This is a genomic window from Paenibacillus aurantius (assembly GCF_032268605.1).
Taxonomy (GTDB): domain Bacteria; phylum Bacillota; class Bacilli; order Paenibacillales; family NBRC-103111; genus Paenibacillus_AO; species Paenibacillus_AO aurantius.
Map to the genome: position 1 here is coordinate 937,252 of NZ_CP130318.1, position 23,818 is coordinate 961,069.

The window sequence follows — 23,818 nt, forward strand, 5'->3', positions numbered from 1 at the left end:
GACAGGGCGGAGGCTGATGAATTGAAATACTACGGCGCTTGAAGCCGCCCCTTCGGGGGCGGCTAACTGGCGGAGCTCTATCCGCCTCTTCCGGGGATGGAGAACTTGCGGAAGCCCTATCCGTCCCTCACCGGGGCCCTCTTCGCCGCCTTCCGGGTCCGGGGAAGGAGTTCCAGTGTTAAGTGCGGCGGGAAAATGGTATTCTATTCTTACAACGCAATAAATGAAGAGGGAAGGGGAACGGCCCTCATGCAGAAATGGTACCAAATCTTCCATCGAAACACGGGGCTCAGTCCCTATGTTTGGGTGGTTTTCTACATTCTTCCTTTCTATTTCATATTCCGCTCCTCGTCCCCCTACCAGGTGGCGATCGGCGTCAGCATGATCATGCTGTTCTTCGTCTGCTATGTGCTCTCGTTCATATCCAGAGGGTGGACGGTATATTTCTGGACGAGCGTGCAAATTGTCATTTCCATCACGATGACGCTGTGGTTCGGCTATGTCTATTTCTCTTTGTTCCTTGCTTTCTTTATTGGGAACATTCAGAACAAGGCGGGATTTATCACGCTGTATACCGTTCATCTGCTCACCACCGTGGTGGCGGTCAACTTCGGGTTTGTTTCGAAAAATCCCGTGTTCCTAAGTCAGCTGCCCTTCGTCCTCCTGAGTCTGATTGCCGTCATCCTGCTCCCGGTCACCACCTATTCGCGTAACCGCAGCGATAAGCTCCAAGGCCAGCTCGAGGTGGCCAACCGGAAACTTTCCGAGCTCGTGAAGCTCGAGGAGAGGCAGCGGATCGCGCGTGATCTGCATGATACGCTCGGCCAGAAGCTGTCGCTCATCGGCCTGAAGAGCGATCTAGCCGGCAGGCTCATACCGAAAAATCCGCAGCAGGCCCTGATCGAGATCGAGGACGTCCGCCAGACGGCGCGTACGGCGCTGAAGGAAATGAGGGAAATGGTCACCCAGATGAGGGGACTGCGGCTCGAAGAGGAGATTTACCGGATCGGGCAAATTCTGAAGGCCGCCGAGGTGGAGCTGACGGTGGAGGGCGATCCCCACCTGACGAACACCTCCCTCATGAGCGAGAATGTCCTCAGCATGTGCCTGAAGGAAGCGGTGACGAACGTGGTTAAGCACAGCGGCGCTTCTTTCTGCCGGATCGCCATCGAGCCGTCGCCCGCCGACCTGGTGGTCACAATCGAGGACAACGGGAAGGGGATTGCAGGCGAACCTCTCCGGCTAGGAAACGGGCTGCGGGGAATTAAGGAAAGGCTGGAATTTGTGAACGGCAGCCTGGACATTGCGGTAGCGGGCGGCACGAAAATCGTGATGAAGGTGCCGGGCGTATGGAACCAAGCCGAAACGGAGGTGCAGGCATGATTCGAATCGTCATAGCCGAAGACCAGCGTATGCTTCTTGGGGCTTTGGCCTCTTTGCTCGATCTGGAAGAGGACATGGAAGTGGTGGGGAAGGCGGCGAACGGGGAGGATGCCGTGAAGCTGGTTCACGAGCACCGGCCGGACGTATGCATCATGGACATTGAGATGCCGCTGATGAGCGGGCTGGATGCGGCCGATAAGCTGAAGGGCTCCGGCTGCAAGGTGATCATCCTCACCACCTTCGCGCGCTCGGGGTATTTTGAGCGGGCGATCCGGGCGGGCGCCCACGGCTTTTTGCTGAAGGACAGCCCGAGCGAGGAGCTTGCCGATTCCATCCGCAGCGTCATGGCGGGCCGGAGGATGTATGCCGCGGAGCTGATGGACGAAGTCTACCAGGACGAGAACCCTTTGACGGAACGGGAGAAGGAAGTGCTTGTTCTCATTGCCGAAGGCAAAACCACGAAGGACATCGCCGATACGCTCAGCATCACGACCGGCACCGTCCGCAATTATGTTTCCGTGATTCTCGACAAGCTTCACGTGACGAACCGGATCGAGGCCATCATGCGCTTCAAGGAAAAAGGCTGGTTCAAATAGCGGGTACGGGGGCGAAAGCAGGCCCCTAACGCAAACGGAACCAGAAAAGGAACGCACAGCCGATCAGCCCGATCATCATAAAGATAAAGCCGATTCCTCCGAAAAGAAGAGAGAACAGCCCGCCTCCATGGACCGGACCGGTCACAATGGCATCCTCCGGATTTTCCGGGTTATACAGAATGGGGATCTCGTCCCCTTCTTTCTGTTTCACGAGGTTGCTTCCGTAACGGTTCCAGAATTCATTGGCCATTCCATAGGCGGAATGACGGACCTTCAAATACCGGTTTAGGCTGGTTCCTCGATGCCGGCGGGTCACCACGTCTTTATAGTCCACCACGACACCGGTTGACGGCGCCCAGTGGCGCTTCCGGTGGCGGGCGGCAAAAGCGGTTTTCACGCCTATGGTGAAGAACAGACCTCCCATGAGGGCAAAGAGGGGAAACAGAAGATAAGGAACGTATGTTTCTAAGATGGGGAATCCCTCCCTTTTCTAAGGCTTACTTAAACAGGACAGAAGGGCAGCTAAGAAAGGAGTATTCAAACGATGGCCAAAGCCGCATTCATCCAGCCGGATCCAGAGGGCTGGCTTAAGCAGTTTCATTTTTCCCTCCCGATCAAAATCCGCTACTGCGAGACGGATATGCTGGGGCACGTCAACAATGTTAGCTATTTTATGTACTTTGAGCAAGGCCGTATCGAATATTTCGAGAATCTGAAGCTGACGGATGAGCTGTTCGGCGAACAGCAGGTTTCGGTCGTGGCGGACCTCGAGTGCCAATATTTGGCCGAGCTGTTCCTTAAGGATCCGCTTCAGCTCCATGTCCGGGTGGCCAAGCTCGGCCGTTCGTCCATGGACATCGAATACGCCGTGGTGGTGAACGACAAGCTGAAAGCCGCGGGACGCGGCACCATTGTGCTCGTCGACAAGACAACCGGAAGAAGCACCCCGATTCCGGAAGAGACGAAAGCGGTGATCCGTTCCTTCGAGGGGATGGGGCTGAAGGAATAGCTTGCTTAAGGGCATGAAGGATTTCCGGCTTGGCGGGCGAATGATTAGGGGAGTTAAATTTAAAGCTGGTTAGCGGCAGGAGGGTTCGTCATTTCTATCTTCATCCCTTTCATCATCAACGTCAGTCTTCTGATCACCTTCGCCTATCTCTCCAATCTGGGCTACAAATATGTTCTCCGGCACGCTTCCTGGGGCATTCAACAGGCGGCCTTCCTGACCGCCTTTGTGATGGCCGGCTGGCTGACCATGGTTTTCGGGGTGCGGGGAAGCCAATTTACGCTGTTTGATCTGCGCGTGGTTCCTCTCGTATACGGCACCCTGTTCTTCAGAAGACCGCTCCCCCTGCTGTTGATCGGGGCCGGGATAGCCGTCTGCCGGTTCTTTATTTCGGGAGTTAACCCGCAGAGCATAACGGGGGCCCTCAACATTATGCTGCTCGGCCTGCTTGCCGCCTTCCTGGTCCATCTGTACCGGCGCCGGGCCTGGAGCTATTGGCGCAAAGCCCTGCTCTCCATCGTGCTTATCAATTCGCTGCAGGTGTTGGGAATCGTCGCCTTCGGCGCCATTCCGACCGGGTATTATTTAAGTCATGTGGCGTACTACACGTACCCCCTCGGTCTCGCGCTCAGCGCCTTGTTCGTGTTTATCATTTGGGATTTCTCCAAGGAGCGGAGAAGAGCGGATGAGCTTAACCGGGTGAACCGGAAGCTCCAGCAGCAAACCGGGGAGCTGCAGCAGTCGAAGCGTGAGCTCGAAGAGAAAGCCCGCCAGCTGGTCGCCTCCTCCCGTTACAAGTCGGAATTTATCGCCAATATGTCCCATGAGCTCAAAACACCGCTGAACAGCATTATCGTCCTGTCCGAGCTCATCCGCGACCAGGAGGATACGACGTCTCCGGAGGAGACCGCCCGGTGTGCGGGGCTCATTCACGTCTCCGGAAACGAGCTTCTTCAGATGATCAACGACATCCTGGACCTTTCACGGATTGAGGCGGGCCAGATGGAGGTGATGGACCAGCCGGTCGTTCTCGAGGAGCTTCTTCAGATGATCGATCACCAGGTCCGGGCCGGGATGGCGGCCAAAGGACTTCTTTTTCAATTGAGGATGGGAGAAGGGCTTCCCTTCGCCGTAGCCTCCGATTCCCGTAAAATCAACCAAATCCTCCGCAGCCTGCTTGCTAACGCGGTGAAATTCACGGAAAAAGGGAGCATTGCGCTGGAGGTAAGCCTGGAAAAGGCCTTGCCTGGAAGCTTACCTTCCGGGGCTGGCTCCGGTCCGTCCGAGTGGATCGTCTTTGCTGTCAGCGATACGGGGATCGGGATCGACGAAGGCAAGCAGCAGCTTATCTTCGAGGCTTTCCAGCAGGAGGAGGGCGCGCTGAACCGAAAATACGGCGGAATGGGCCTGGGGCTGTCGATGAGCCTTCAGCTTGCCCGGCTGCTCGGCGGCTCTCTCTCGCTCGAAAGCCGGAAAGGAGAGGGCAGCCGCTTCTCCCTCCGCCTTCCGGCGCGGGTCTGGACCGGGCAGCCCGCCGGGCCGACGGGATCGGGGAGGACGCATGGCCGGAATGCCTCCTGATCCGCCGGCGCGCCTCCTGCCTTTTAGGACACTAGAGAAGAGAAGGAGGGCCCAGCCATGATCAACCGAAGAATAAGCACGGTAGACCGCCAATACGGGAATCCTTCCGGGGTAAGGGGACGGATGACCGGCGAATTGATGGTACGCCAGCATGGACCCGAGACCTTATGGACGCTGGATCGTTTGAACCTGCAGCCCGGCGACCGGGTGCTGGAGCTGGGCTGCGGCGCCGGGAAGGCTATCGAGCTGCTGTACAACCGGTTGGGTCAAGAAGGGGGGGTGTCCGGCCTCGACCTTTCGGAGACCATGGTCCAAGCGGCTGCCGGACGCAACCGGCAAGGCGCGGCAGCCTGCCGGGTCCATATCCGGCAGGGAGACGTATCGGCGGCGATCCCTTGGCCGGACGAATCGTTCCATAAGGTGTTCAGCATCCATTCGCTGTACTTCTGGAGAGACCTGTCCCGGGCGGTATCCGAGAGCTGCCGCGTGCTTGCCCCCGGTGGGACGATCCTGCTTACTTGGTCGGATGGGAAGAACGGAAGGGTCTCGCCGGCCATCCGGAGGAAGATCCACCGGGTTCTTCTGCCTTGCATGCGTCAGGCGGGATTTCAAGAAATCCGGCTCAGGAGGGGCCCCCGCTCCAGAGGCTACCACACCCTGGGTGTAACAGCGGTCAAGGGCTGAACCATCAGCCGGCCCATAACCAGCAGCAAAAAGGACATCTTTCCCCTGGCGGGAATGATGTCCTTTTTGATCGTTCAGCCGAGCACGACGCGGTCGTCGGCCAGCTTGTGTCCGCTGATTCGCGCGAACTCGTCGAGGAGTTCTTCGACGGTCAGCGTCTTCTTGCGATCCCGGTCCACATCGAGGATGACGCGGCCCTTGTCCATCATGATCAGGCGGTTGCCGAGTCGGATCGCCTGCTCCATGTTGTGCGTGACCATCAGCGTCGTCAGGCTCATCTCCCGGACGAGCTCCTCGGTGAGCCGCGTGATCAGCTCGGCGCGGGCCGGGTCGAGGGCGGCGGTGTGCTCGTCGAGCAGCAGGATGTCCGGTCGGGTGAAGGTCGCCATGAGCAGGCTGAGCGCCTGCCGCTCCCCGCCGGACAGCAGCCCGACCTTCGCCCGCAGCCGGTCCTCGAGCCCGATGCCGAGCCGCTTCAGCTGCTCGCGGAAGAAGCTGCGCTTCGCGGAGGTGACGCCGAAGCCCAAGCCCCGCCGCTTTCCGCGGGAGTAGGCCATGGCGAGGTTCTCCTCGATCGTCATCCGCGGCGCAGTGCCGGCCATCGGGTCCTGGAACACGCGGCCGATCCAGCGGCTGCGGCGGTGCTCCGGCAAATCCCCGATGGGCTTGCCCTGCAGGAACACTTGGCCGTAGTCCGGCTTCATGACCCCGGAGATGAGGTTCATGAGCGTCGACTTGCCGGCGCCGTTGCTGCCGATCACGGTCACGAAATCGCCGGGGTTCAGCGTCAGGCTGACGCCGACCAGGGCCAGCTTCTCATCCGGCGTGCCGGCATTGAACAGCTTGGAGGCATTCTCTAGCTGCAGCATCAGCGGCCACCTCCCGTCGAAGATTTTGCCGCCACCGCGGCAAAATCGGCGGACCGCTTGCGGGCGACGGCCTTCTGCCTCCAGGCTCTCTGCAGGGAGGGCAGGACCAGCGCCACGATGACGATCAGTGCCGTGATCAGCTTCAGATCGGAGGCATCCAGCCATTCGACCCGCAGGGCGAGCGCGATGACGATGCGGTAGACGATGGAGCCGAGCACGACGGCGAGCGTGGCAAGAAAGACGGTCCGTGCGCCGAAAATCGCTTCGCCGATGATGACCGAAGCCAGTCCGATGACGATCATCCCGATGCCCATCGAGATGTCGGCAAAGCCGGACTGCTGGGTGATCAGAGCTCCGGAAAGGGCCACCAGCCCGTTCGAGAGGCTGACGCCGAGGATGGTCGTGTTGTCCGTGTTCGCCCCGAAGGAGCGAATCATCCGCGCGTTATCGCCGGTCGCCCGCAGGGCGAGGCCGAGGTCCGTCCGGAGAAAAGCATCGAGCAGGAGCTTCACGGCGATCACCAGAACCGCGAGAACCGGTATCAGGTATTGCGGAGACAGGGGAGTGAATACCGTATCCGTGCTGAGCAGGGAAATGTTCGGCTTGCCCATAATCCTCATGTTGATGGAATACAGGGCGATCATCATCAGGATCCCGGACAAGAGGCCGTTGACCTTCCCTTTCGTGTGCAGCAGGCCCGTGCAGGCGCCGGCCAAGAGTCCCCCGCCCAGAGCGGCCAGGCAGGCAAGCCAGGGCGCGGTACCGTGGGCGATCAGGATGGCGGCAATGCCGCCCCCCGTCGTAAAGCTCCCGTCCACGGTGAGGTCCGGGAAGTCCAGGATGCGGAAGGTGATGTAAACCCCAAGCGCCATCAGGGCGTACAGAAGGCCGAGCTCCACCGCTCCGTTCATCGAGTCCATCATGGTGTTTGTCCTCCTTTAAGGGAAGAGAGCGGACGCGTTTAACGGTCCACCCTCTCTTATCTGCTATTGGATGATATTCGTCTTGGGGTCCTTCACGGCGCTCTTCATGGCATCCGTCACGGTAATGCCCTGGGCCGCAGCGGCCTTCAGGTTAAGGATGACGTCCAGCTTATCCGGCACCGTAATCTTCATGTCAGCCGGCTTCTTGCCGTTCTTCAGGATGTCGACGGCCATCTGGCCGACCTGGTATCCGTGGTCGTAGTATTTGAAGCCGACCGTGGCGAAGGCGCCTTTCTCGACCGTATCGCGGTCACTCGAGAAGAACGGAATCTTCTTGTCGTTCGCGATCTGGATAATGGCATCCACGCCGTTTACCACCGTGTTGTCCAGCGTGATGTAGAACGCATCCACCCGCCCGACGAGCGACTGGGCGGCCTGCTTCACTTCGGATGTATTCGTTACGGGAGCTTTTACAAGCTCGATGCCCTTCTTCGCCAAAGCTTCCTTCGCTTTCTCGGTCATCACGACGGCATTCGGTTCCCCTTCATTAATGACGACGCCGACCTTCTTCACTTTGGGAAAGTTAGCGGCGATGAAGTCCATCAGGTTGGCGATGGCCTGCGGGTTCGTGTCCGATGCCCCGGTCACCGTGCCGCCCGGTTTGTCGAGATTGGTTACAAGCTTCGCTCCGACCGGATCGGTTACAGCCGCGAACAGCACCGGCGCGTTCTTCACCTGCTGGACGACAGCCTGGGCGGAAGGAGTGGCGATCGCCAGCACGAGGTCGTTCTTGCCGGAGGCGATCTTCTGGGCGATGGACAGGTTATTCGTGGGATCTCCCTGGGCGGTGCTGAAATCCACCTTCAGGTTAGTCCCCTCGACGAGTCCGCCCTCCTTCAAGGCATCGAGAAAGCCCTTGCGGGTGGCATCAAGCGAAGGATGCTCGACAATCTGGGAGATGGCGACCGTATAGCTCTTCTTCGCTTCGGCGGACGGACTGGGCGAGGACGAGCCTCCCGCTCCCTGTGTATTGTCGGCCGGCTTGCTTCCACAGCCGGCAGCCGTCAGAAGCACGGCCGTGGTCACGAGCGACAGCCATAATTTCTTCATAACAATGGAACCCCTTTCGTAAGACGGATTTGGATTAATGCGTCACGCCGTACCTGCTTTTATGTAAGAAAGCATTAAAGCGTAGGAAGGTACCGGTGATGCGGAGGCCTTGACATTATTCTAATATTATATGGGAGTGTACTTTACGTCAATCACCTGCGGGAAACGGGAGGAGGAGCCAGGGAGGGTGTGCCTTGGCAGGCTGGGAGCCGAACAGATGAAAGCGAAGGATGGGAGGGAATTCTACCATAAAGTGGTATAATGGCAGAAACGAAAGAACGCTGCATACTACCCGTGAAGGAGGCCGGAGTGATTATGAACATAGCGGAAATCCGAAACATTGTCCAAGCGGCGAGGAAGGCCGTATTCTTTGGCGGAGCGGGGGTCTCGACGGAAAGCCGGATTCCCGATTTCCGTTCGGCCTCCGGTCTGTACCGGACGGCTCAAGGGACGGCCTACCCGCCCGAGGTCATGCTGAGCCGTCCTTTTTTTGACACGCATCCGGAGGAGTTTTATGCGTTTTACCGGGCGAAAATGCTTCATCCCGGGGCCAAGCCTAACGACGCTCACCAGGCTCTCGCCAAGCTGGAGCGGGAAGGACGGCTAGCGGCGGTGGTCACGCAGAACATCGACGGGCTGCATCAGGCGGCGGGAAGCAGCCGGGTGCTGGAGCTGCACGGATCGGTGCACCGCAATTTCTGCACGAGCTGCGGCCGGTCCCATGATCTCGCTTACGTGCTGGAAAGCGGCCCCGGGGTACCGGCCTGCACGGCCTGCGGCGGAACGGTCAAGCCGGATGTCGTGCTGTACGGGGAGAATCTCGATCCCGGGGTGCTGGAAGCGGCGGTGCAGGCCATCGCAGAGGCGGATGTGTTGATCGTCGGGGGGACGTCACTCACCGTGAATCCGGCCGCTTCGCTGATCCGGCACTATTCCGGGAACCGGCTCATCCTCCTTAACCGCGAGGCAACCCCTTATGACGACCGGGCGCAGTATATTGTCCGGGACAGCATCGGCGGGGTGCTCCGACTTCTTACGGAGGGGGAGTAGGGAAGCTTTCGGGTCCTTATCCTTACAAGTACTCGAATCAATCGGTAACATCGTTGCATTCAGGTGTTTTATTTTCATTTTGTAAGGCAAGTACTTCCCTTGCTGCTTCTATAAAAGATAACACGATTGGAGAAAGCCACTTGTCTTTATGCCACAACATCTGTGTATACACGTGCAAGTCAGGAATTTGCCATGAAAGGGGAACCAGTTCCCCGCGCTCCACTTCGGCTACCGTTACGATTTCTGGTAGAAAGGCAATACCGATTCCTGAAATGGCACATTGTTTAATGGCCTCGGCGCTGTGAAATTCTAAATACGTAATGCTATCCATGCCCTCTTTCTCAAATGACCGGTCAAACATGGTTCGATAGGGACAACCTTTCTCATTGGTCAGGAACACTTGCCCGTGAAAATCTTCCAGCTTTAGCACCGTTCGTTTGGCGAGCGGGTGATCGGGAGCAGCGAACAAGCGGAAAGTTTCTTCAAGCAACGGTTCCACGGTGAGTCCGGTCGAACGAATGGGTTCGTCCAACATGTAGACGATATCCGCGGTTCCCTCAAAGAGGGTTTGCTTGAGCTCTTGATTCGGAACGGAGCGGAAGATCAGACGTACTCCCGGATGCTGCGAACGAAACTGTTGAAAGACAGCTGGAAGCCGATAGGCGCAAATAACCTCATTGGCACTTATCGTTAGGGTGCCGCTTAGATTTTCATTGTCATGAACGACGCTGCGAGCCTCGTCCAATTTGTCAAGAACGCCTTGGATATGAGTTAAAAAGCGATTGCCCGCAGTAGTGAGAACGAGCTGCTTGCCCAAGCGATCAAAGAGGCGGACACCAAGCTCATCCTCCAGTGCTTTAATTTGCATCGTGACGTTGGAAGGGACGTAGTTCAACACTTCCGCAGCCCGAGTGAAATTTAACGTGGAGGCAACCGTGCGGAACGTATTCAGTTGGCGCAGCTCCATTATACGATCCCCCTTAACTTTCAATATTATTGAATCCTGCTATGAATTCCATTCATTTTTATTGAGAGTATCACGGATCTATACTAACAACAAGAATACATCCCAAAGGTATGGTTTCCTTGTGAAAGGGGCAAACAACACGATGGATTATGAAATTTTTGATCTGGGTGACGTAACCTTGCAATCAGGAGTGACGTTCCCGAGTGCTTTTCTCGCTTATAAGACTTATGGAAGATTAAATGAAAAGAAAGACAATGTTATCATCTATCCAACTGCTTTTGGCGACCAGCATGTTCAAAATGAATGGTTAATGGGGAGTGGGATGGCACTAGATCCGGAGAAATATTTCATCATCGTTCCAAATCTGCTTGGTAACGGATTATCTTCGTCTCCCAGTAACACGCCTCCGCCATTCGACCGTGCTAACTTTCCGCAGGTGACCATCTATGACAATGTTAAGTTCCAGCATCGCCTGGTTACCGAAAAATTCGGCATTCAAAAGATTGCTCTCGTAGTTGGGTGGTCCATGGGAGGCATTCAGGCCTTTCAATGGGGTGCGAGTTATCCAGAGATGGTGGAACGAATGGCACCTTTCGGGGGAATTGCCAAGCCGTGGCCCCATACCTTTGTGGTCCTGGACGGTATGAAAGCTGCGCTGATGGCTGCAGTTGGTTTCGATTCAAGTAAACTAAACCTGCTGACTTTTGCCGATATGCGCGCCGTTGGCCGGGTCTATGCGGGATGGGGATTATCGCATGCGTTTTATATGGAGGAGCTTTATCGTGAGATGGGATTTGACTCCTTGGAAGATTTTGTTACCGGCGTCTGGGAAGATAGCTTTATGAGGATGGATCCGCATAATGTCCTGGCGATGCTATGGACAGGCCAACATGCCGATATTAGTGCAAATCCCTCCTATAACGGAGATTTCGATAAGGCACTTAAGAGTATTAAAGCTCTTTCCTGCATCATGCCGGGAAGCACAGACCTCTTCTGCACAGCGGACGATAATGAATACGAAGCTAAGCTTATACCTAATGCCGTCTTTAAACCAATCCTGTCGATCTGGGGCCATTTTGCCGGACGCGGAATCAACCGTGCCGATAATCAATTTATCGATGATAACCTAAACCATTTGTTAGCACGCAGCACAAACGGATAGATCGTTATTTATCGATTTAAAAAGGTAGCAGTGGGGCCTTGATGAGGAATGGGGCCTTGACGAAGAGTGGGATTTGGAATAACGGGGAAGACCAGCCGGAGGAGGCTGGTCTTTTCTTTTGCCGGTTCCTCCTAAACATTACAGGTCTTCCATCCGATAAAGGTTGTATAGTTGTGATCTTTACGAATGCTAATGGGATGGGAGACGTTTATGAGTGATTTAAGTCAGATTGTTAAGGAAGATTTACGCAGAAAGAACGGATTGGTGTTTCGCATCCTGTTGATCAATTCCATCTTGTCGGTGGTAAGCCTGGCGGCTTTGAAGTCGCTGCCGGTGTTCTTGATCGGTACACTGGGATGCGTCTTGATGCAGGCGGCCTTCTGGTACCTCCATTTCCGAAGCAAGCATGAGAAAGCCCACGTTTATGCGCCATATGTGCCGATTGGCGGGTATATGCTGGTAACGCTGCTTATCGCGGTGGCTAAGCCGGATATGACGAATTTGCTCGCCTCCTTCATTATCCTGATTTTGTCCATGCTCTATATGCAGAGAACCTATATTCTGACGGGAGCCGGCTGCGCTCTTGTGCTGACGCTGTTCATTCTCTTCGGACAGGGGCCCTCCCTGGGAATCACCTTGGAAACGGCAATCTCGTACCTGTACCTATTCCTTCTCGCCAGCGTCATGCTGCTGTTCTTCCCCAAGCTCACCGGGAACATGATGCAGGACATTACCCGTGCCTCCAGCAGCCTCGCCGGGATTACCGAGCAGATGAAAGAACAGAAGGATTTCATCCTCCGTCAGACCCAGCAGATCTCGGGAGAAGTCGGCGCGATAGCGGCGGCAAGCGGGAGCAACCATACAGAGTTCCGCAGCATGGGGCAGGCGTTTCAAGAAATTACGGCCGGCTCGAAGGAGCAGGCAGCGGCCGGAATGGAAATGATGAATCACATTCAGGAGACGGGCGACCGCCTGAACCGGATGATCTCCTCCGTCTCGGACCTGAAGGCGGATGCCTCCGTTGCGGAGGAAACCTCGATGCAGGGCGGAGAAATCGTCCATACCCTGGAGCAGGTCATCGGGGACTTCCTGACGTTCACCCGGGAGCTGACCGCGAACATGAACGAGCTCAACGCCAAAATCCGCGAAACGACCGGCTTCAACCAGGATATCCGGGAGATCGCCGAACAGACCAATCTGCTTTCCTTGAACGCAAGCATCGAAGCGGCCCGGGCCGGCGAGCACGGACGGGGGTTCGCGGTCGTCGCCAGCGAAATCCGCAAGCTGTCCGATTCCGCCGCCCAATCGGCCGACCGGATTTCCCGCAACCTGGCCGATCTGTCCAATCAGTCGAACGTTACGCTTGAGACGGTGCACAGCATCGCCGAGCAGGTGAAGACCAGCTCGGAATCGACGGGGCAGACCCGCGAGGCATTCCAGCGTATCCTTGGCTCGATCGAGACGCTGAAGGAACGGACGCTGTCCCTGGACGAGGCAATCGGCTTCGTGCAGGCCTCGAACCGTTCCACGGCGGATTTGACTACCGGCTTCGTGGCGATTTGCGACCAGACGGCTGCCACAATGAAGGAGATGAGTGCTTCCATCGAGGGCTTGATCGAGCTGAACCACAAGTCGGTGGAGGAGCTCGCGGAGGTGGGACGCCGCATCAGCGAGATGGTCCACGAAGACCCGGAGAACGGCAATCCGTCCACGTAAGACGGACTGCTTCAGGAATGAGGGACGACCGCCATGCTTCCTGGCGAATCGCTTCTTCCTTCCCCTTCCTAATCCTGCGGACAGGAAGCCTCAAAATGGATTCGCCAAACGCCCTTTCCCTGCAGCCTGCCGGCCGCTTGGAAGGGGCGTTTTTGCAGGGATCCACGAATATTGGCAGCGGAGTTTTTCTTGAAAATCGTGAGAGGTTTTCCCTCCCGGCCGGGTAAGGTATGATGAGGGAATGGAAGAGACCTTGGGCAGGGGGTGGGAAGATGGAGAACTATCAGATGTTAATCGGAGTGGTCATGGAGAAGCTGGGGCAGACCTACAAGGAGCTGAAATTTCATTACGACAGCTTGGGGAGCGTGCTGGCGGAGCACTCTCCGGAGGAGAGAAAGCAGGTCCCGGAGCTGACAACCATGGAGGATCTGCGCGAGACCTACGGGGAGCTTATCCGTACGCTGGAGGACCGGTACCCGGGAATCCGCGGTTTGTAGGCGTAAGAAAGACAGGTAACAGAGGGAGAGGAGGATGGGAATGATTCCAACCAATCAAGAGATCGTCATTTATCCGAAAACAGGCAAGCTGGTAGGGTTAAGCGTGCTTTCCCTTGTCTTCGTCGTGCTCGGCGCTGTGTTCATCTTGGCAGGCCTGGCCGAGGACGAGACTTCCTTTGTGCTGGTGGTGATCGGGGCGGCCAGCGTTCTGTTTTTTGGGGGATGCTTGCTATACTTGATCTCCCGGGTAGTCAACAAGAAGCCCTCCCTGGTCCTTGCCGACGAGGGCTTGGTGGACAACTCTTCCGCCATTGGGGGAGGAGAGCTGAAGTGGACGGAAATCCGTGAAATCGTCCCTTATGAATTCATGGGCCAGCCTTTTATCGGCCTGAAGCTTCACGACACGGAACGCTTCCTGGCAAGCCGCACCGGCTTTCAGCGCCTGCTGATGAAAGCGAACCGGGGAATGGTGGATGCTCCGATCAACATCGCCCAGAACACCCTCCGTCAGCCGCTGGAAGAGATCTACGGGATCATGGTGGACAAATGGCTGAGGGCGAACCGGTAAGCCTCCCGCCAAACGGAAGAGGCTTACTCAGTGAAAACGCGGCTTCGGCGGCGTTTTTTTGTTGGGTGTAAGTAAACACGCTGAGGCGCCGTCCGGACGATGGGGCGTTCAACCTCTTGTTCCAGACGGACGGGCTGCTTTCGCGGAACGGCACGAAGAAAAGCTGTTGTTCGGCGAGCAGCGGGCGGGACGGCTCAGCCGGGATTCACCCTGCGTCTTTCCGGCGGGGAGTGCCCTCTATATAATGAAGGTAAGACATAGCCATGACGGAGTGAGAAGAATGGGGAAAATCAAAACGGCCGGCCTCCTGGCCGCCCTTGCGGCGGGGGTGCTGCTGTTGAACGGTTGGATCAACTATAGGCTGTTCCAGCCGCTGCCGGGCGCTACTCCTGTGATCAATACGCTAAGGCGCCATCTGGACGACGGGGCGTTCGCCCTTTTGTTCCTGACGGCGGGGCTGGTGTTTGTCGGGATGGCGGCGGCCATGAGGGAAAGAGGTTATGGGCAACTGGGGCTTTTTGCCCTGTTCGCTTCAGCTCAGCTGTTCGCGGAATGGGACGAAGGAAGGCTGTTGTTCGGCGAGCTGCCCGAGGTTCCTTACGGCTCGCTCGCGATCAAATGCGGGACCGCCTTCCTGGCCTTCTCCTTCGTCCGCCGTCTGCTCACGGACCAGGAGTCGCAGGGAAGCCGGGCGGTGACGGCCGCAGCGGGCCTTCTGTGGGCGGCCATTGCGGCAGCCACGGCCTTCGGGGCGGAGGAGCCGGTCTTCGCCTGGCTGAACGCCCTGTTTCTTCTGCTGGTGTTCGCCAATATCGCTCTGACGGCTCCCCGCTTTCTCCTCCGGCTGAGGCGGGAGCCGGAGACGCAGGAGCTGCGCTGGCTGGCCTGGGGGGTGCTGCTGTTTCTCCTCCTGCTGCTTCCGGACATCGGCAAGGACGGGCTGGAGGCGCTGCTGGGCCGGCCGCTCGGGTACCTGCCGGTGTTCTGGGAGCAAGCGCTTGAGGATACCTTCCCGTGGGCGCTGCTCGAGCTGCTGGCCCTGTACGGGCTTCTGTTCCTGCGGCGCTTCCTGCGGACGCTGGAGGCCAACCGGGCGGCCGTCCGCCGGCTGGAGCTTCAGAACGCGGCCCTAGGCGAGGAAGCAGACCTTAGGCATCGCCTGGACGAGTGGCTCTCGGTGCTGACCCGGGCCTATCGGGTTCCCGATCTGGAGCAGAGCGTCGTCCGGGAAGGGGCCCGTTACTTCGCGCCGGCGGTTTTCCGGCTGATGGTGAGAGACCCGGACAGCGGAAGCCTCCGCGTGGCGGGAGAGCCGATGACGGAGGAGGAGCGGGTGGTGCTGGAGCGGGCCCTTCGCGAACGGGCGGGCCAGCCGGGCGGCGTGCTGCACCCGGGGGAGGTGGCAGAGTTGCCCGGCTTCCTCTTGGGCGCCGCCGGACGGAGAAGCGGCGCCGAGCGGTACCTCGTTCTATCGGCCGGGGAGGGGGAGCTTCCCGCCAGGGAAGGCCGGGAGTGGTCGGCCCTGCGGCTGATGGCGCGGTATGTCTCGATCTTCCTCGATTATTTCGCGCTTCTCGAGAACCGGCTCGCCGAATGGGAGCGGAGCCGGGTGGAGCAGCCGTGGGTTTCGAAGCTGTTCCTGCAGCTCGCGGAGAAGGAGCGGAAGCGGCTCGCTTCCGATCTGCACGACGAGGTGCTGCAGGAGCTGCTCCACGTCCGGCGCCTGGCCGACGGGCTTTCCGCCGCCCTCCCCGCTCCGCTTGCAGCCGGCCTGGACCGGCTGCTCCTCGGTCTGGATAACGCGGAATTTCTCATTCGCGAAACGTGCCGGGAGCTCATGCCGTCCTTTCTTGCGGAGAGGGGAGTGGGGCGGGCCGTGGACCGGCTCGTGGAGAAGACGAGGCTGCGGGCTGACTTCGAGCTCCGTTACCGGGCGGAGCCCTTGACGGAAGAGCTTGGAGAAGAGGAGATGGTTACGGTCTACCGGGTCATCCAGGAGCTGCTCTCCAATGCGGGCAAGCATTCGGAAGCCGGCACCGTCGACCTGTTCCTCGGGCAGAAGGACGGAGCCGTCGTCATCCGGTACGCCGACGACGGCAAGGGGGTCGAGCTGAAGCAAGCCATGGCCGCCGAGCGGCTCGGCCTGCGGGGGATGGCCGAACGGCTGAAGGTGGCGGGCGGCTCGGTGCAGCTCGACTCCGCCCCCGGCCGGGGGATGAAGGCCGTCTGCGTCCTGCCGGTCCGGGAGCTGGATCGGGAACGGGCAGCGGCCATCAGGGGGAACCCAGCCTGATCCACTGCTCCTGAACGGCCTTCAGGACGGCCTCCTGGCGGGACTGGACGCCGAGCTTGCGGAACAGGCCCGATAGAAGATACTCGACATTGCGCTGGCTCATGAAGAGCCGGTCCGCAATGTCTTTGTTTTTGGAGCCGTCGGCGATGAGCTGGAGCACGGCGAGCTCCCGCTCGGACAGCGCCGGCCCGGTTGGCCCGGCGCCTCCGTCCGCGGGGGAGCCGGTCGCCCGCAGGCGCCGGGCCAGCTCCACCGGCAGCACCGTGAGGCGCTGCTCGGCAAGGCGCAGGGAGGCGGCCAGCTCTTCTTCGCCGAGCGCTTTCTCCAGCACGGCGGTCACCCCGAGAGCCAGAAGGTGGTCGAAGTGCTCGGCAATGTCCTCGCCCGTGAGCACGACCACAATCGCCTCGGGAAACGACCGCAGGATGGCTTCCGCCAGCTCAAAGCCGCTCGATTCCGGAAGCTTCAGGTCGATCACGAAGAGATCGAATGGGGCTTCCTCCATCAGGCGGAGGGCATCGGCCGCTTTCGCCGCCGTGGTGACCCGGTAACCGTACTTTTCCAGGATAAAGGCCGTGCCGGCCAGAAAGGTGCGGTGGTCGTCCACCAGCAGAATCGATTTCAATGGGGGTTCCTCCGTTTCTTTTCTCAATATAGCATACACGGGCACCGGACAGCCCCGAACACCGAAGAGAGGGTTCCGAAAATCTCCCTTGCGTGGTTCCGCAAAGGTTTTGCGGGGGAGAGCGGGCATTTTTCGGTGAGGTCTTCCCTCGGCCGTGTTACGGTATAAGCAACAAGAGTTAACGGAGGAATGGACAATGGCGGCACGATTGCAGTATTTGGACCGGCTTAAGGTAGTCTTGACGATGCTGGTGGTGTTTCATCATACGGCGATTACGTACGGAGGGGCGGGAAGCTGGTATTACATCGACCCGGCCCGGGAGAAAGCCGCGGAGATTGTCTTAACGCTGTTCACCGCGGTGAACCAGTCGTTTTTTATGGGGTTGTTTTTCTTCATTTCGGGATACGTGACGCCCGCCTCCTTCGACCGCAAAGGAGCCGGACGCTTCCTGAAGGAACGGGTGGTCCGGTTCGGCCTCCCGCTTCTTGGGTTCATGCTTGTTATCGATCCTCTGCTGCGGTTCGTTTCCGGCCGGTACCCGGGGTCGTTCGCGTCCTATTGGAAGGAAGAGGTGCTGGCGGACCCCCTGGCTGGGGTAAAAGGCTTCGAAACCGGCCCCTTGTGGTTTCTTACGGCCCTGCTTCTCTTCTCAGCGGTATATGCGCTGCGGCGTCTTGCCGCGAAGGGACGGCCCGCTCGGGTATCCCGGCTGACGGGACGGCGGATGGCCGCTTATCTGGCGGCGGTCGCCGCCGCCAATTTCGCGATCCGCCTCGTCTACCCGGTCGGCGAGACCGTGCTGAATCTCCAGCTTGCTTATTTCCCCGCGTACATCGGATTGTACGCGGGAGGGATCGCCGCTTACCGCGGGCGTTGGCTTGAGGCGCTGCAGGCGTCCGCCGCCAAAAGGTGGGGACGGCTTGCCCTCGTCCTGATGGCAGGGATGCCCGGCGTTCTCGCGCTGGGCGGGGCCCTGGAGAGCGGGACGCCGGCGTTCGGCGGCGGCTGGACGTGGCAGGCTGCGTTCTATGCCGCCGTGGACCCGCTGCTCGGGCTAAGCCTTTCCTACGTGCTGCTTTTTGTCTTCCGCGAACGCTTCAACCAGCCGGCCCGGCTGCGCTCTTCGTGGCTGTCCGAGCATGCTTACACGGTGTACCTCCTGCATGCACTCTTCGTTACCTACATCGGCTACGCGTTCACCGGGCTCAGCCTTCCCGCGCTGCTGAAGTTTGCGGCCGCCGGCGGGGCCGCCGTCCTCTGCAGCTATACGGCCGCCTGGGCCCTCCGCCGGGTTCCGGGGGCGAAGCGGGTGCTTTAGATGGCAAAAGGCTGCTGACCGGACGAACCGGCTTGTCTTGAACTCGGCTAACGCAGGCGCTTGGGCGAATAGAGAATCAGAGACATTCCAAAGCTGGATGGTTTTTCAATTATTTACAATTGGTTGAATCCTTCTCCTCCTCTATGGTAAACTTCTGCTCAAAGCGGGCATGCCCCATGCTTGGGCAGGGTCCATGTCCCAAAGAGGAAGAACGAGGAGAAATGCTGCAATGAAAAACCGGCCGACCCGCATACAGTTCCAGATAAAGCTGGACGATATGGTTCGGGTTCTAAGCGGCGACATCGAGAGGGAAGTCCTCAAGCCCGGAGATTATCTGCCTGCTGAATCGGAGCTCGGAGAAAAGTTTGGCCTAAGCCGCAATTCGGTTCGCAAGGGACTGGATCTCCTTGTAGCTGAGGGACTCATTGAGAAAGTGCCCAAGGTGGGCAGCCGGGTCAAGCTGGCCGCTGAGGAAGAGCCGCCAAAAAGAGAATCAGAGAGCGAGAGAGTCCTCCACGTCGGGTACTACTCCTCCTTGGACCGTCAAGCGGGGTTTGACCGGCTGCTGGAGGAATACCAATGCCAAAATCCTCAGGTTCGGATACAGCCGGTTTATTTGCCGTATGATCATTATTTCGACACGCTGGAGCGTTACCAGCAGAACGGCCTGCTGGATGTTTTTACGATGAACATGAATCATTTCCTGGAGGTTCCCGGGCGGGAGACCGGCTGGATGAAGCCCTTGGAACCGGGCGGGAAGGAGTCTGTGCTCCGGGAAGCCTTTGTCCGCGGGGAAGACCGTCTCCTTCAGCCCTTCGTTTATTCTCCCGTTGTGCTGTGCTTCAACCGGGAGCATTTTGCCGAGGCGGGGGTTCCGGAGCCGGATGGAGACTGGACCTGGCTGGACTTGTTCCAGACCGCGTCACGTCTCTCCGATCCGGACAAACAAAGGTACGGCCTATACTTCAATCCGCTGTCGGATAACCGCTGGCCGGTCTTCCTTCTTCAGACGATAGGAGGATCACCGGACGGAGCGGAGGATGCGGAGGGAAAGGCACGGCTGGAGAAATTGCTGACGCTCCTGCGCGATCTTATGGACGATCAGACGGTATTCCCAGGTGCGGCGGCCGACAGCGAGAAAGACGAGGAGAGTCTCTTCCTGCGCGGCAAAGTGTCCATGATCCTGACGACTTACTACAGCTTGAACGCGTTCAAGCAGGCACCGTTCTCCTACGACTTGGCGCCGCTTCCCCAAGATGCCCGGCCGGCCACCCTTGTTCTGCCGATCGGACTCGGGGTCAACCGGCAGTCTCCTGTTCACGAAGAAGCGGAAGACCTGGTAAGCTTCCTGCTGTCTGCAGGCATCCAGGCACGGATAAGGAGAACCTCTCTAACGATTCCCGGCCGGGAGCCTGCGGCAGAGTCGGATTGGCCCGGGGAAGAGGGGAAACGGCCCTCCCGGTATTATCTTTATCGCGAGATTGTTTCCCATTTCCGACTTCACACCCATTTGGGGCTCAGCGCGGAGGGGATGGAGCGGGTGAGGAGGGAACTTCCTTTCTTTCTCGCCCATTTGGAGGACGCCTCCCAGATTTACCGGGTATGGAAGGAAGCCAGGCGTCAGACGATCAGCCTTTCCTGAACGATGGAACACTTCGGGTCCCGAAGTGTTTTTTTTGTTGAGCGTGCCTGGAGCCTAAAAAATTGTTAATCTTCGGCAGTTCCCACTTGTAAGCGCTTCATTATGGGTATATAGTTAGTTTGTAGACAATATAAGTACAAGGAAAGGAGGGATTGTCCGGAAGCATGGGAACCCGGAACCCGATTCAACCAAATCATGGAGGAGGAATCTCATTGCCAAAGGTTAGAAAAACTGTGTTTGCCGCCCTGGCTGCCGTTCTGATCGGCATCGGAATCCCGTCTTTCGGGGGAGAGCCGAAGGCTTACGCCCTCAGTCCCCAGGTTGACCGCATCACCCAGAAAGGGTTTGGCGCCCCAGAATATTTGACCGACCCGGTCGAAACGACCATTATCTTCAATGGGGCGGTCGGCTCGGAGAACGGCCACGACGTGATGTATACAACCGCTAAAGGCAGCCCGTCCGTGCTCAACGTCATCGATCTCGACGACTATTCCCTGCTGAGAACCCTCCCTCTTCCCGATGTAAGTGAAACCTGGTCTCATGATGTAGCCCCGAACGGGGATGTTTATATCGCTTCTGCAGGAGGAGGGGCCCGGCTGTGGAAGTACTCTCCCAGCACGCAGACCGTTGCGGTAGCGGCTACTTTTCCAGGGGAGTCTTATGCATGGTCGGCGGATATCGCTCCGGACGGCAACGTTTATGTAGGAACCTATCCCGGGGGAAAGGTGTACAAATACAATCCGACGACCTCCCAAGTCTACGATTACGGCCGGATGATCGGGGCCACCTCCCAGGAGTATGTCCGCTCTATTGCGTACAGCAACGGTTATGTTTATGCGGGGACGGCTCACGATCAAATTGTGAAGCTGGATGTGTCGACCGGAGCCAAAACCAATATAGCGGCCTCGCTCGGGGAAACGGGCACGGTCTATGACCTGAACATGGTCGATGACCGGTATTTGTTCGCCCGTTACTCCGATTCCAAGAACGCCTATGTGTACGATACCCAGACCGGAACGTGGTCCCCGACCGTCATCTCTAACGTCAACGGACTGCACGTCGCCAAGCAGTCGTACAACGGGAACATTTATTTCATGGCGGACGGGGAATTGAAGGGGTATAATCTCGCTACTCAGACCGTTCAAGGAACGGGAATGCTTTACGGAAGCGGGCTTCGAGGGGCGAATTGGGCCACCATTGACGATCCGGCTCTTCCGGGGCTTAGTCTCGTGACCATTCAATACGGTGGCGGAGTGGCGTTCTTCAATATGCAGACGAACAAGGTCGTGCAGTATCCGCCTGTCGTCCAGCCGCTGCCGGCCATTAACGGCAAGGTGGCGACCGGGCCCGGCGGCAAGCTCTACACCAGTGCGATGCAGAGCAGCAAGGGAGGCATCTACGATCCGGCGACCGGGACCCGAACGTTCATCAATCTCGGGCAGGCCGGAGGGATGGCTCCGCTGAACGGCTTGATGTACTTCGGTGTCTATCCCGGCGCCAAGTTCCAGAGCTTCAATCCGGCCCTGCCGCCAAGCGACGACACCAATCCGCTTGACATCGGGGTGCTGGGCAGCGGGCAGGACCGCGTTCACGCGATGATTCCGGCGGAAGGTAAAATTTTCATGGGCAGCATAGCGGATTACGGACAGACCGGCGGGGCTCTCGCGGTATATAATCCGTCGACGAATGCGCTGCAGACGTACCGGAATGTGGTGCAGGACCAGAGCGTCATCTCGCTTGCCTACAAGAACGGCAGGATCTACGGCTCGACCTCGATCAACAACGGGCTGGGCTCGACGGCCACCGCTTCGGAGGCCAAAATTTTCGTTTGGGATACGGCGACTTCCACGAAAATTAAAGAAATCTCGGTTAATCTTCCCGGACTCTCCAATCCGAAATTCATCGGAGGCCTCGTATTCGGACCGGACGGCCTGCTGTGGGGCGGGGCGGAGAACTTCGTCTTTGCCCTCGATCCGGAATCCAATCAGGTTGTCAAATCCGCCAAGCTGTTCCCGGACGGGACGCTGACCTACGGGGTATGGGGCGGCATCGAGATGCATGCCTCGGACGACCAGTTTCTTTATGCGATGATGGACGAACGGCTGGTCGTCATAGATCCCTATACGATGCATTCTAAGTTCCTGGCGGATGCCTACAGCTTCGACATCGGCAGCGACGGCCACCTGTATTACATCTCGAGCACCGACCGCACGAAGCTGTACCGGATCAAGGTGCAGAACCAGGTTCCTTACGCTCCCGGGCTTCAGACGGTGAACCTGCTTAACTCGGATTTCGAGCTGCCGGTTAACGCCGGAGTGATTCCAGGCTGGAGCGCAACGGCGGGAACGACCTATGCCGTCACGAACGAAAAGAGCCAGTCAGGCGCTTATTCCCTCAAAATCACCGATACCTCCAGCACCGGCTCCGTGGCCCTGCAGACCGATGCGGTGAAGGTGGTGGCGGGCGAATACTATAACGCCCGGACTTCCGTCTATTTGGTCAGCGGGCAGGCCAGCTTCCTGATCCGCTACTATGACGGAAACGGCAGCGATGTGGGCAGCGAGGAACGGCATATCACCGGAGGAGCCGGCCAGTGGCAGGAGGTGAACCTGTATTCGGTGGCACCGGCCGCAGCCAAGACAGCCCGTCTCTTCGCCTTCTCCACGTCCTACGCCCAAGCAACGGCTTACTATGACGCCGTCACCCTATTGGGGCCTCCCGAAACTTACCTGACGGTTACGAACGCCGGCTTCGAGACGGCGGATGCTTCGGGAAATCCGACGGGATGGACGTCTGCTTTCGCCACCTCGGCGAGCGGCTACTATGAGCTTTCCACTTTGAGAAAAACGGGCGGTACCCGGAGTCTCAAGATCACAGATACGAATCCGTCGGGTTCCGTTGCCTTGTACAGCAGCCCCATCCCGGTTCGTCCTTGGGCCGAATACACCGCCCGGGCCAAAATGTGGATTGAATCCGGCACGGCGAGCCTTATGCTGAGGTTCTACGACAGCTCCGGAGCCCAGATTGCGGAACAGCCGATTCATGTGAACACCCAGTACGGCCAATGGCAGACGGTGGAGGCCAAGCTGGCGGCGCCGAGCGCTGCAGCGACGGCCAAAATCTATGCCTACACGACGAGCGCATCCCAAAGTGTCGTGTATTACGACGACATTACCTTCTCCGCGTATGCGGATTCTCCCGTGACGGTAGCGAATCCGGGAATGGAGACGGCAGGCTCTCCGATCGCGAACTGGACGATGACGACGCCGGTCAATTCGGGCGTGTCCTACGAGCAGAGCGGCGCCATCTCCTACAAGGGAACGAAGAGCCTGAAGCTCAAGGATACGTCCACCTCCGCGGCCATCACACTCGTAAGCGATCCGGCCAGTGCCGTAGCCGGGATGAGCTACACCGCCCGGACGAAGGTATACCTGGTGCAGGGGCAGGCGAGCCTGTATTTCCGTTTCTATAACGCAAGCGGTACGGAGATAGGCTCCCAGTCCATCCATGTGACGGGTAACTTAAACCAGTGGCAGGATGTGGAGCTGACGGCAACCGCTCCGGCGGGGACGACCTCTTCCCGGCTGGTGGCCACCACGACTACGGGAGCTACCGCTGAAGCGTACTACGATGAATTCATGATTTACTGGAACGTTTACTAAGCAAGGATAGGCGTTCTTATACGGCATAATCCCCCTAATCAAGGACCTGCGGCTTGGGCTGCAGGTTCTTTTTGCGCGAAGTTATAGGAAAGGAGGGACTCGTCTGCAGGAGATAGAGAAAAAGAGTGAAATCGTATATAATGGAACTAAAGTACAAGGTAGAAAG

General features: G+C 58.3%; 20 protein-coding genes. 14 read left to right on the forward strand and 6 right to left on the reverse strand.

Annotated features, from left to right (window positions below; genetic code table 11):
• Positions 1-249: 249 nt before the first annotated feature.
• On the forward strand, positions 250-1,383 hold the full coding sequence (locus MJA45_RS04555; protein ID WP_315606102.1) for a sensor histidine kinase: 1,134 nt from the start codon (positions 250-252) through the stop codon (positions 1,381-1,383).
• Complete coding sequence (locus MJA45_RS04560; protein ID WP_315606103.1) at positions 1,380-1,979, forward strand: response regulator transcription factor; 600 nt, start codon at positions 1,380-1,382, stop codon at positions 1,977-1,979. Before MJA45_RS04555 ends, MJA45_RS04560 begins: the two co-directional genes overlap by 4 nt.
• A gap of 25 nt (positions 1,980-2,004) precedes the next feature.
• Here MJA45_RS04560 and MJA45_RS04565 read toward each other — a convergent pair whose 3' ends face one another.
• Complete coding sequence (locus MJA45_RS04565; RefSeq protein WP_315606104.1) at positions 2,005-2,376, reverse strand: DUF3592 domain-containing protein; 372 nt, start codon at positions 2,374-2,376, stop codon at positions 2,005-2,007.
• A 147-nt stretch (positions 2,377-2,523) separates the two neighbouring features.
• Here MJA45_RS04565 and MJA45_RS04570 point away from each other — a divergent pair, with 147 nt between their 5' ends.
• The 3 genes from MJA45_RS04570 to MJA45_RS04580 all read left to right on the forward strand — a co-directional run bounded on the left by MJA45_RS04570 (position 2,524) and on the right by MJA45_RS04580 (position 5,250).
• On the forward strand, positions 2,524-2,988 hold the full coding sequence (locus MJA45_RS04570; RefSeq protein WP_315606105.1) for an acyl-CoA thioesterase: 465 nt from the start codon (positions 2,524-2,526) through the stop codon (positions 2,986-2,988).
• Positions 2,989-3,201: 213 nt separating this feature from the next.
• Positions 3,202-4,566, forward strand: a complete 1,365-nt coding sequence (locus tag MJA45_RS04575; protein WP_407083143.1) for an ATP-binding protein — start codon at positions 3,202-3,204, stop codon at positions 4,564-4,566.
• A 57-nt stretch (positions 4,567-4,623) separates the two neighbouring features.
• Positions 4,624-5,250: a class I SAM-dependent methyltransferase gene (locus MJA45_RS04580; protein WP_315606107.1), complete on the forward strand. Its 627-nt coding sequence runs from the start codon at positions 4,624-4,626 to the stop codon at positions 5,248-5,250.
• 74 nt (positions 5,251-5,324) lie between these two features.
• Here MJA45_RS04580 and MJA45_RS04585 read toward each other — a convergent pair whose 3' ends face one another.
• The 3 genes from MJA45_RS04585 to MJA45_RS04595 form a co-directional block, all read right to left on the reverse strand.
• Positions 5,325-6,119: an ABC transporter ATP-binding protein gene (locus MJA45_RS04585; protein WP_315606108.1), complete on the reverse strand. Its 795-nt coding sequence runs from the start codon at positions 6,117-6,119 to the stop codon at positions 5,325-5,327.
• Positions 6,119-7,042, reverse strand: coding sequence for an ABC transporter permease (locus MJA45_RS04590; RefSeq protein ID WP_315606109.1), 924 nt, complete (start codon positions 7,040-7,042; stop codon positions 6,119-6,121). Before MJA45_RS04590 ends, MJA45_RS04585 begins: the two co-directional genes overlap by 1 nt.
• 63 nt (positions 7,043-7,105) lie before the next feature.
• Positions 7,106-8,152 carry an ABC transporter substrate-binding protein gene (locus MJA45_RS04595; RefSeq protein WP_315606110.1) on the reverse strand — a complete coding sequence of 349 codons (1,047 nt, stop codon included), beginning with the start codon at positions 8,150-8,152 and terminating at the stop codon, positions 7,106-7,108.
• Positions 8,153-8,467: 315 nt separating this feature from the next.
• On the opposite strand from MJA45_RS04595, the gene MJA45_RS04600 reads away from it, so the two are divergent.
• Positions 8,468-9,202 (forward strand): NAD-dependent protein deacylase, encoded by a 735-nt coding sequence (locus tag MJA45_RS04600; RefSeq protein WP_315607937.1) that lies wholly within the window; start codon positions 8,468-8,470, stop codon positions 9,200-9,202.
• Positions 9,203-9,239: 37 nt separating this feature from the next.
• Here the strand turns inward: MJA45_RS04600 and MJA45_RS04605 are convergent, their stop codons facing one another.
• A complete protein-coding gene (locus MJA45_RS04605; protein WP_315606111.1) occupies positions 9,240-10,169 on the reverse strand; it encodes a LysR family transcriptional regulator in 930 nt (309 codons plus the stop codon).
• Between the two features lie 142 nt (positions 10,170-10,311).
• On the opposite strand from MJA45_RS04605, the gene MJA45_RS04610 reads away from it, so the two are divergent.
• The 5 genes from MJA45_RS04610 to MJA45_RS04630 all read left to right on the forward strand — a co-directional run bounded on the left by MJA45_RS04610 (position 10,312) and on the right by MJA45_RS04630 (position 16,405).
• Entirely contained in the window at positions 10,312-11,331 is a 1,020-nt protein-coding gene (locus tag MJA45_RS04610; RefSeq protein WP_315606112.1) for an alpha/beta fold hydrolase, read from the forward strand.
• A 210-nt stretch (positions 11,332-11,541) separates the two neighbouring features.
• Complete coding sequence (locus MJA45_RS04615; RefSeq protein ID WP_315606113.1) at positions 11,542-13,047, forward strand: methyl-accepting chemotaxis protein; 1,506 nt, start codon at positions 11,542-11,544, stop codon at positions 13,045-13,047.
• 272 nt (positions 13,048-13,319) lie between these two features.
• A complete protein-coding gene (locus MJA45_RS04620; protein WP_315606114.1) occupies positions 13,320-13,544 on the forward strand; it encodes a hypothetical protein in 225 nt (74 codons plus the stop codon).
• Between the two features lie 40 nt (positions 13,545-13,584).
• Positions 13,585-14,112, forward strand: a complete 528-nt coding sequence (locus tag MJA45_RS04625; protein ID WP_315606115.1) for an STM3941 family protein — start codon at positions 13,585-13,587, stop codon at positions 14,110-14,112.
• Between the two features lie 280 nt (positions 14,113-14,392).
• Positions 14,393-16,405 (forward strand): sensor histidine kinase, encoded by a 2,013-nt coding sequence (locus MJA45_RS04630; RefSeq protein WP_315606116.1) that lies wholly within the window; start codon positions 14,393-14,395, stop codon positions 16,403-16,405.
• Here MJA45_RS04630 and MJA45_RS04635 read toward each other — a convergent pair.
• Positions 16,386-17,030 (reverse strand): response regulator, encoded by a 645-nt coding sequence (locus tag MJA45_RS04635; protein ID WP_315606117.1) that lies wholly within the window; start codon positions 17,028-17,030, stop codon positions 16,386-16,388. The genes MJA45_RS04630 and MJA45_RS04635 overlap by 20 nt on opposite strands.
• Positions 17,031-17,226: 196 nt before the next feature.
• Between MJA45_RS04635 and MJA45_RS04640 the strand changes: the two genes are divergently transcribed.
• From MJA45_RS04640 to MJA45_RS04650, 3 genes are all read left to right on the forward strand, one after another.
• A complete protein-coding gene (locus tag MJA45_RS04640) occupies positions 17,227-18,348 on the forward strand; it encodes an acyltransferase family protein (RefSeq protein ID WP_315606118.1) in 1,122 nt (373 codons plus the stop codon).
• 229 nt (positions 18,349-18,577) lie between these two features.
• On the forward strand, positions 18,578-19,990 hold the full coding sequence (locus MJA45_RS04645; protein ID WP_315606119.1) for an extracellular solute-binding protein: 1,413 nt from the start codon (positions 18,578-18,580) through the stop codon (positions 19,988-19,990).
• Between the two features lie 212 nt (positions 19,991-20,202).
• A complete protein-coding gene (locus tag MJA45_RS04650; RefSeq protein ID WP_315606120.1) occupies positions 20,203-23,652 on the forward strand; it encodes a carbohydrate binding domain-containing protein in 3,450 nt (1,149 codons plus the stop codon).
• The last annotated feature ends 166 nt before the right edge of the window (positions 23,653-23,818 follow it).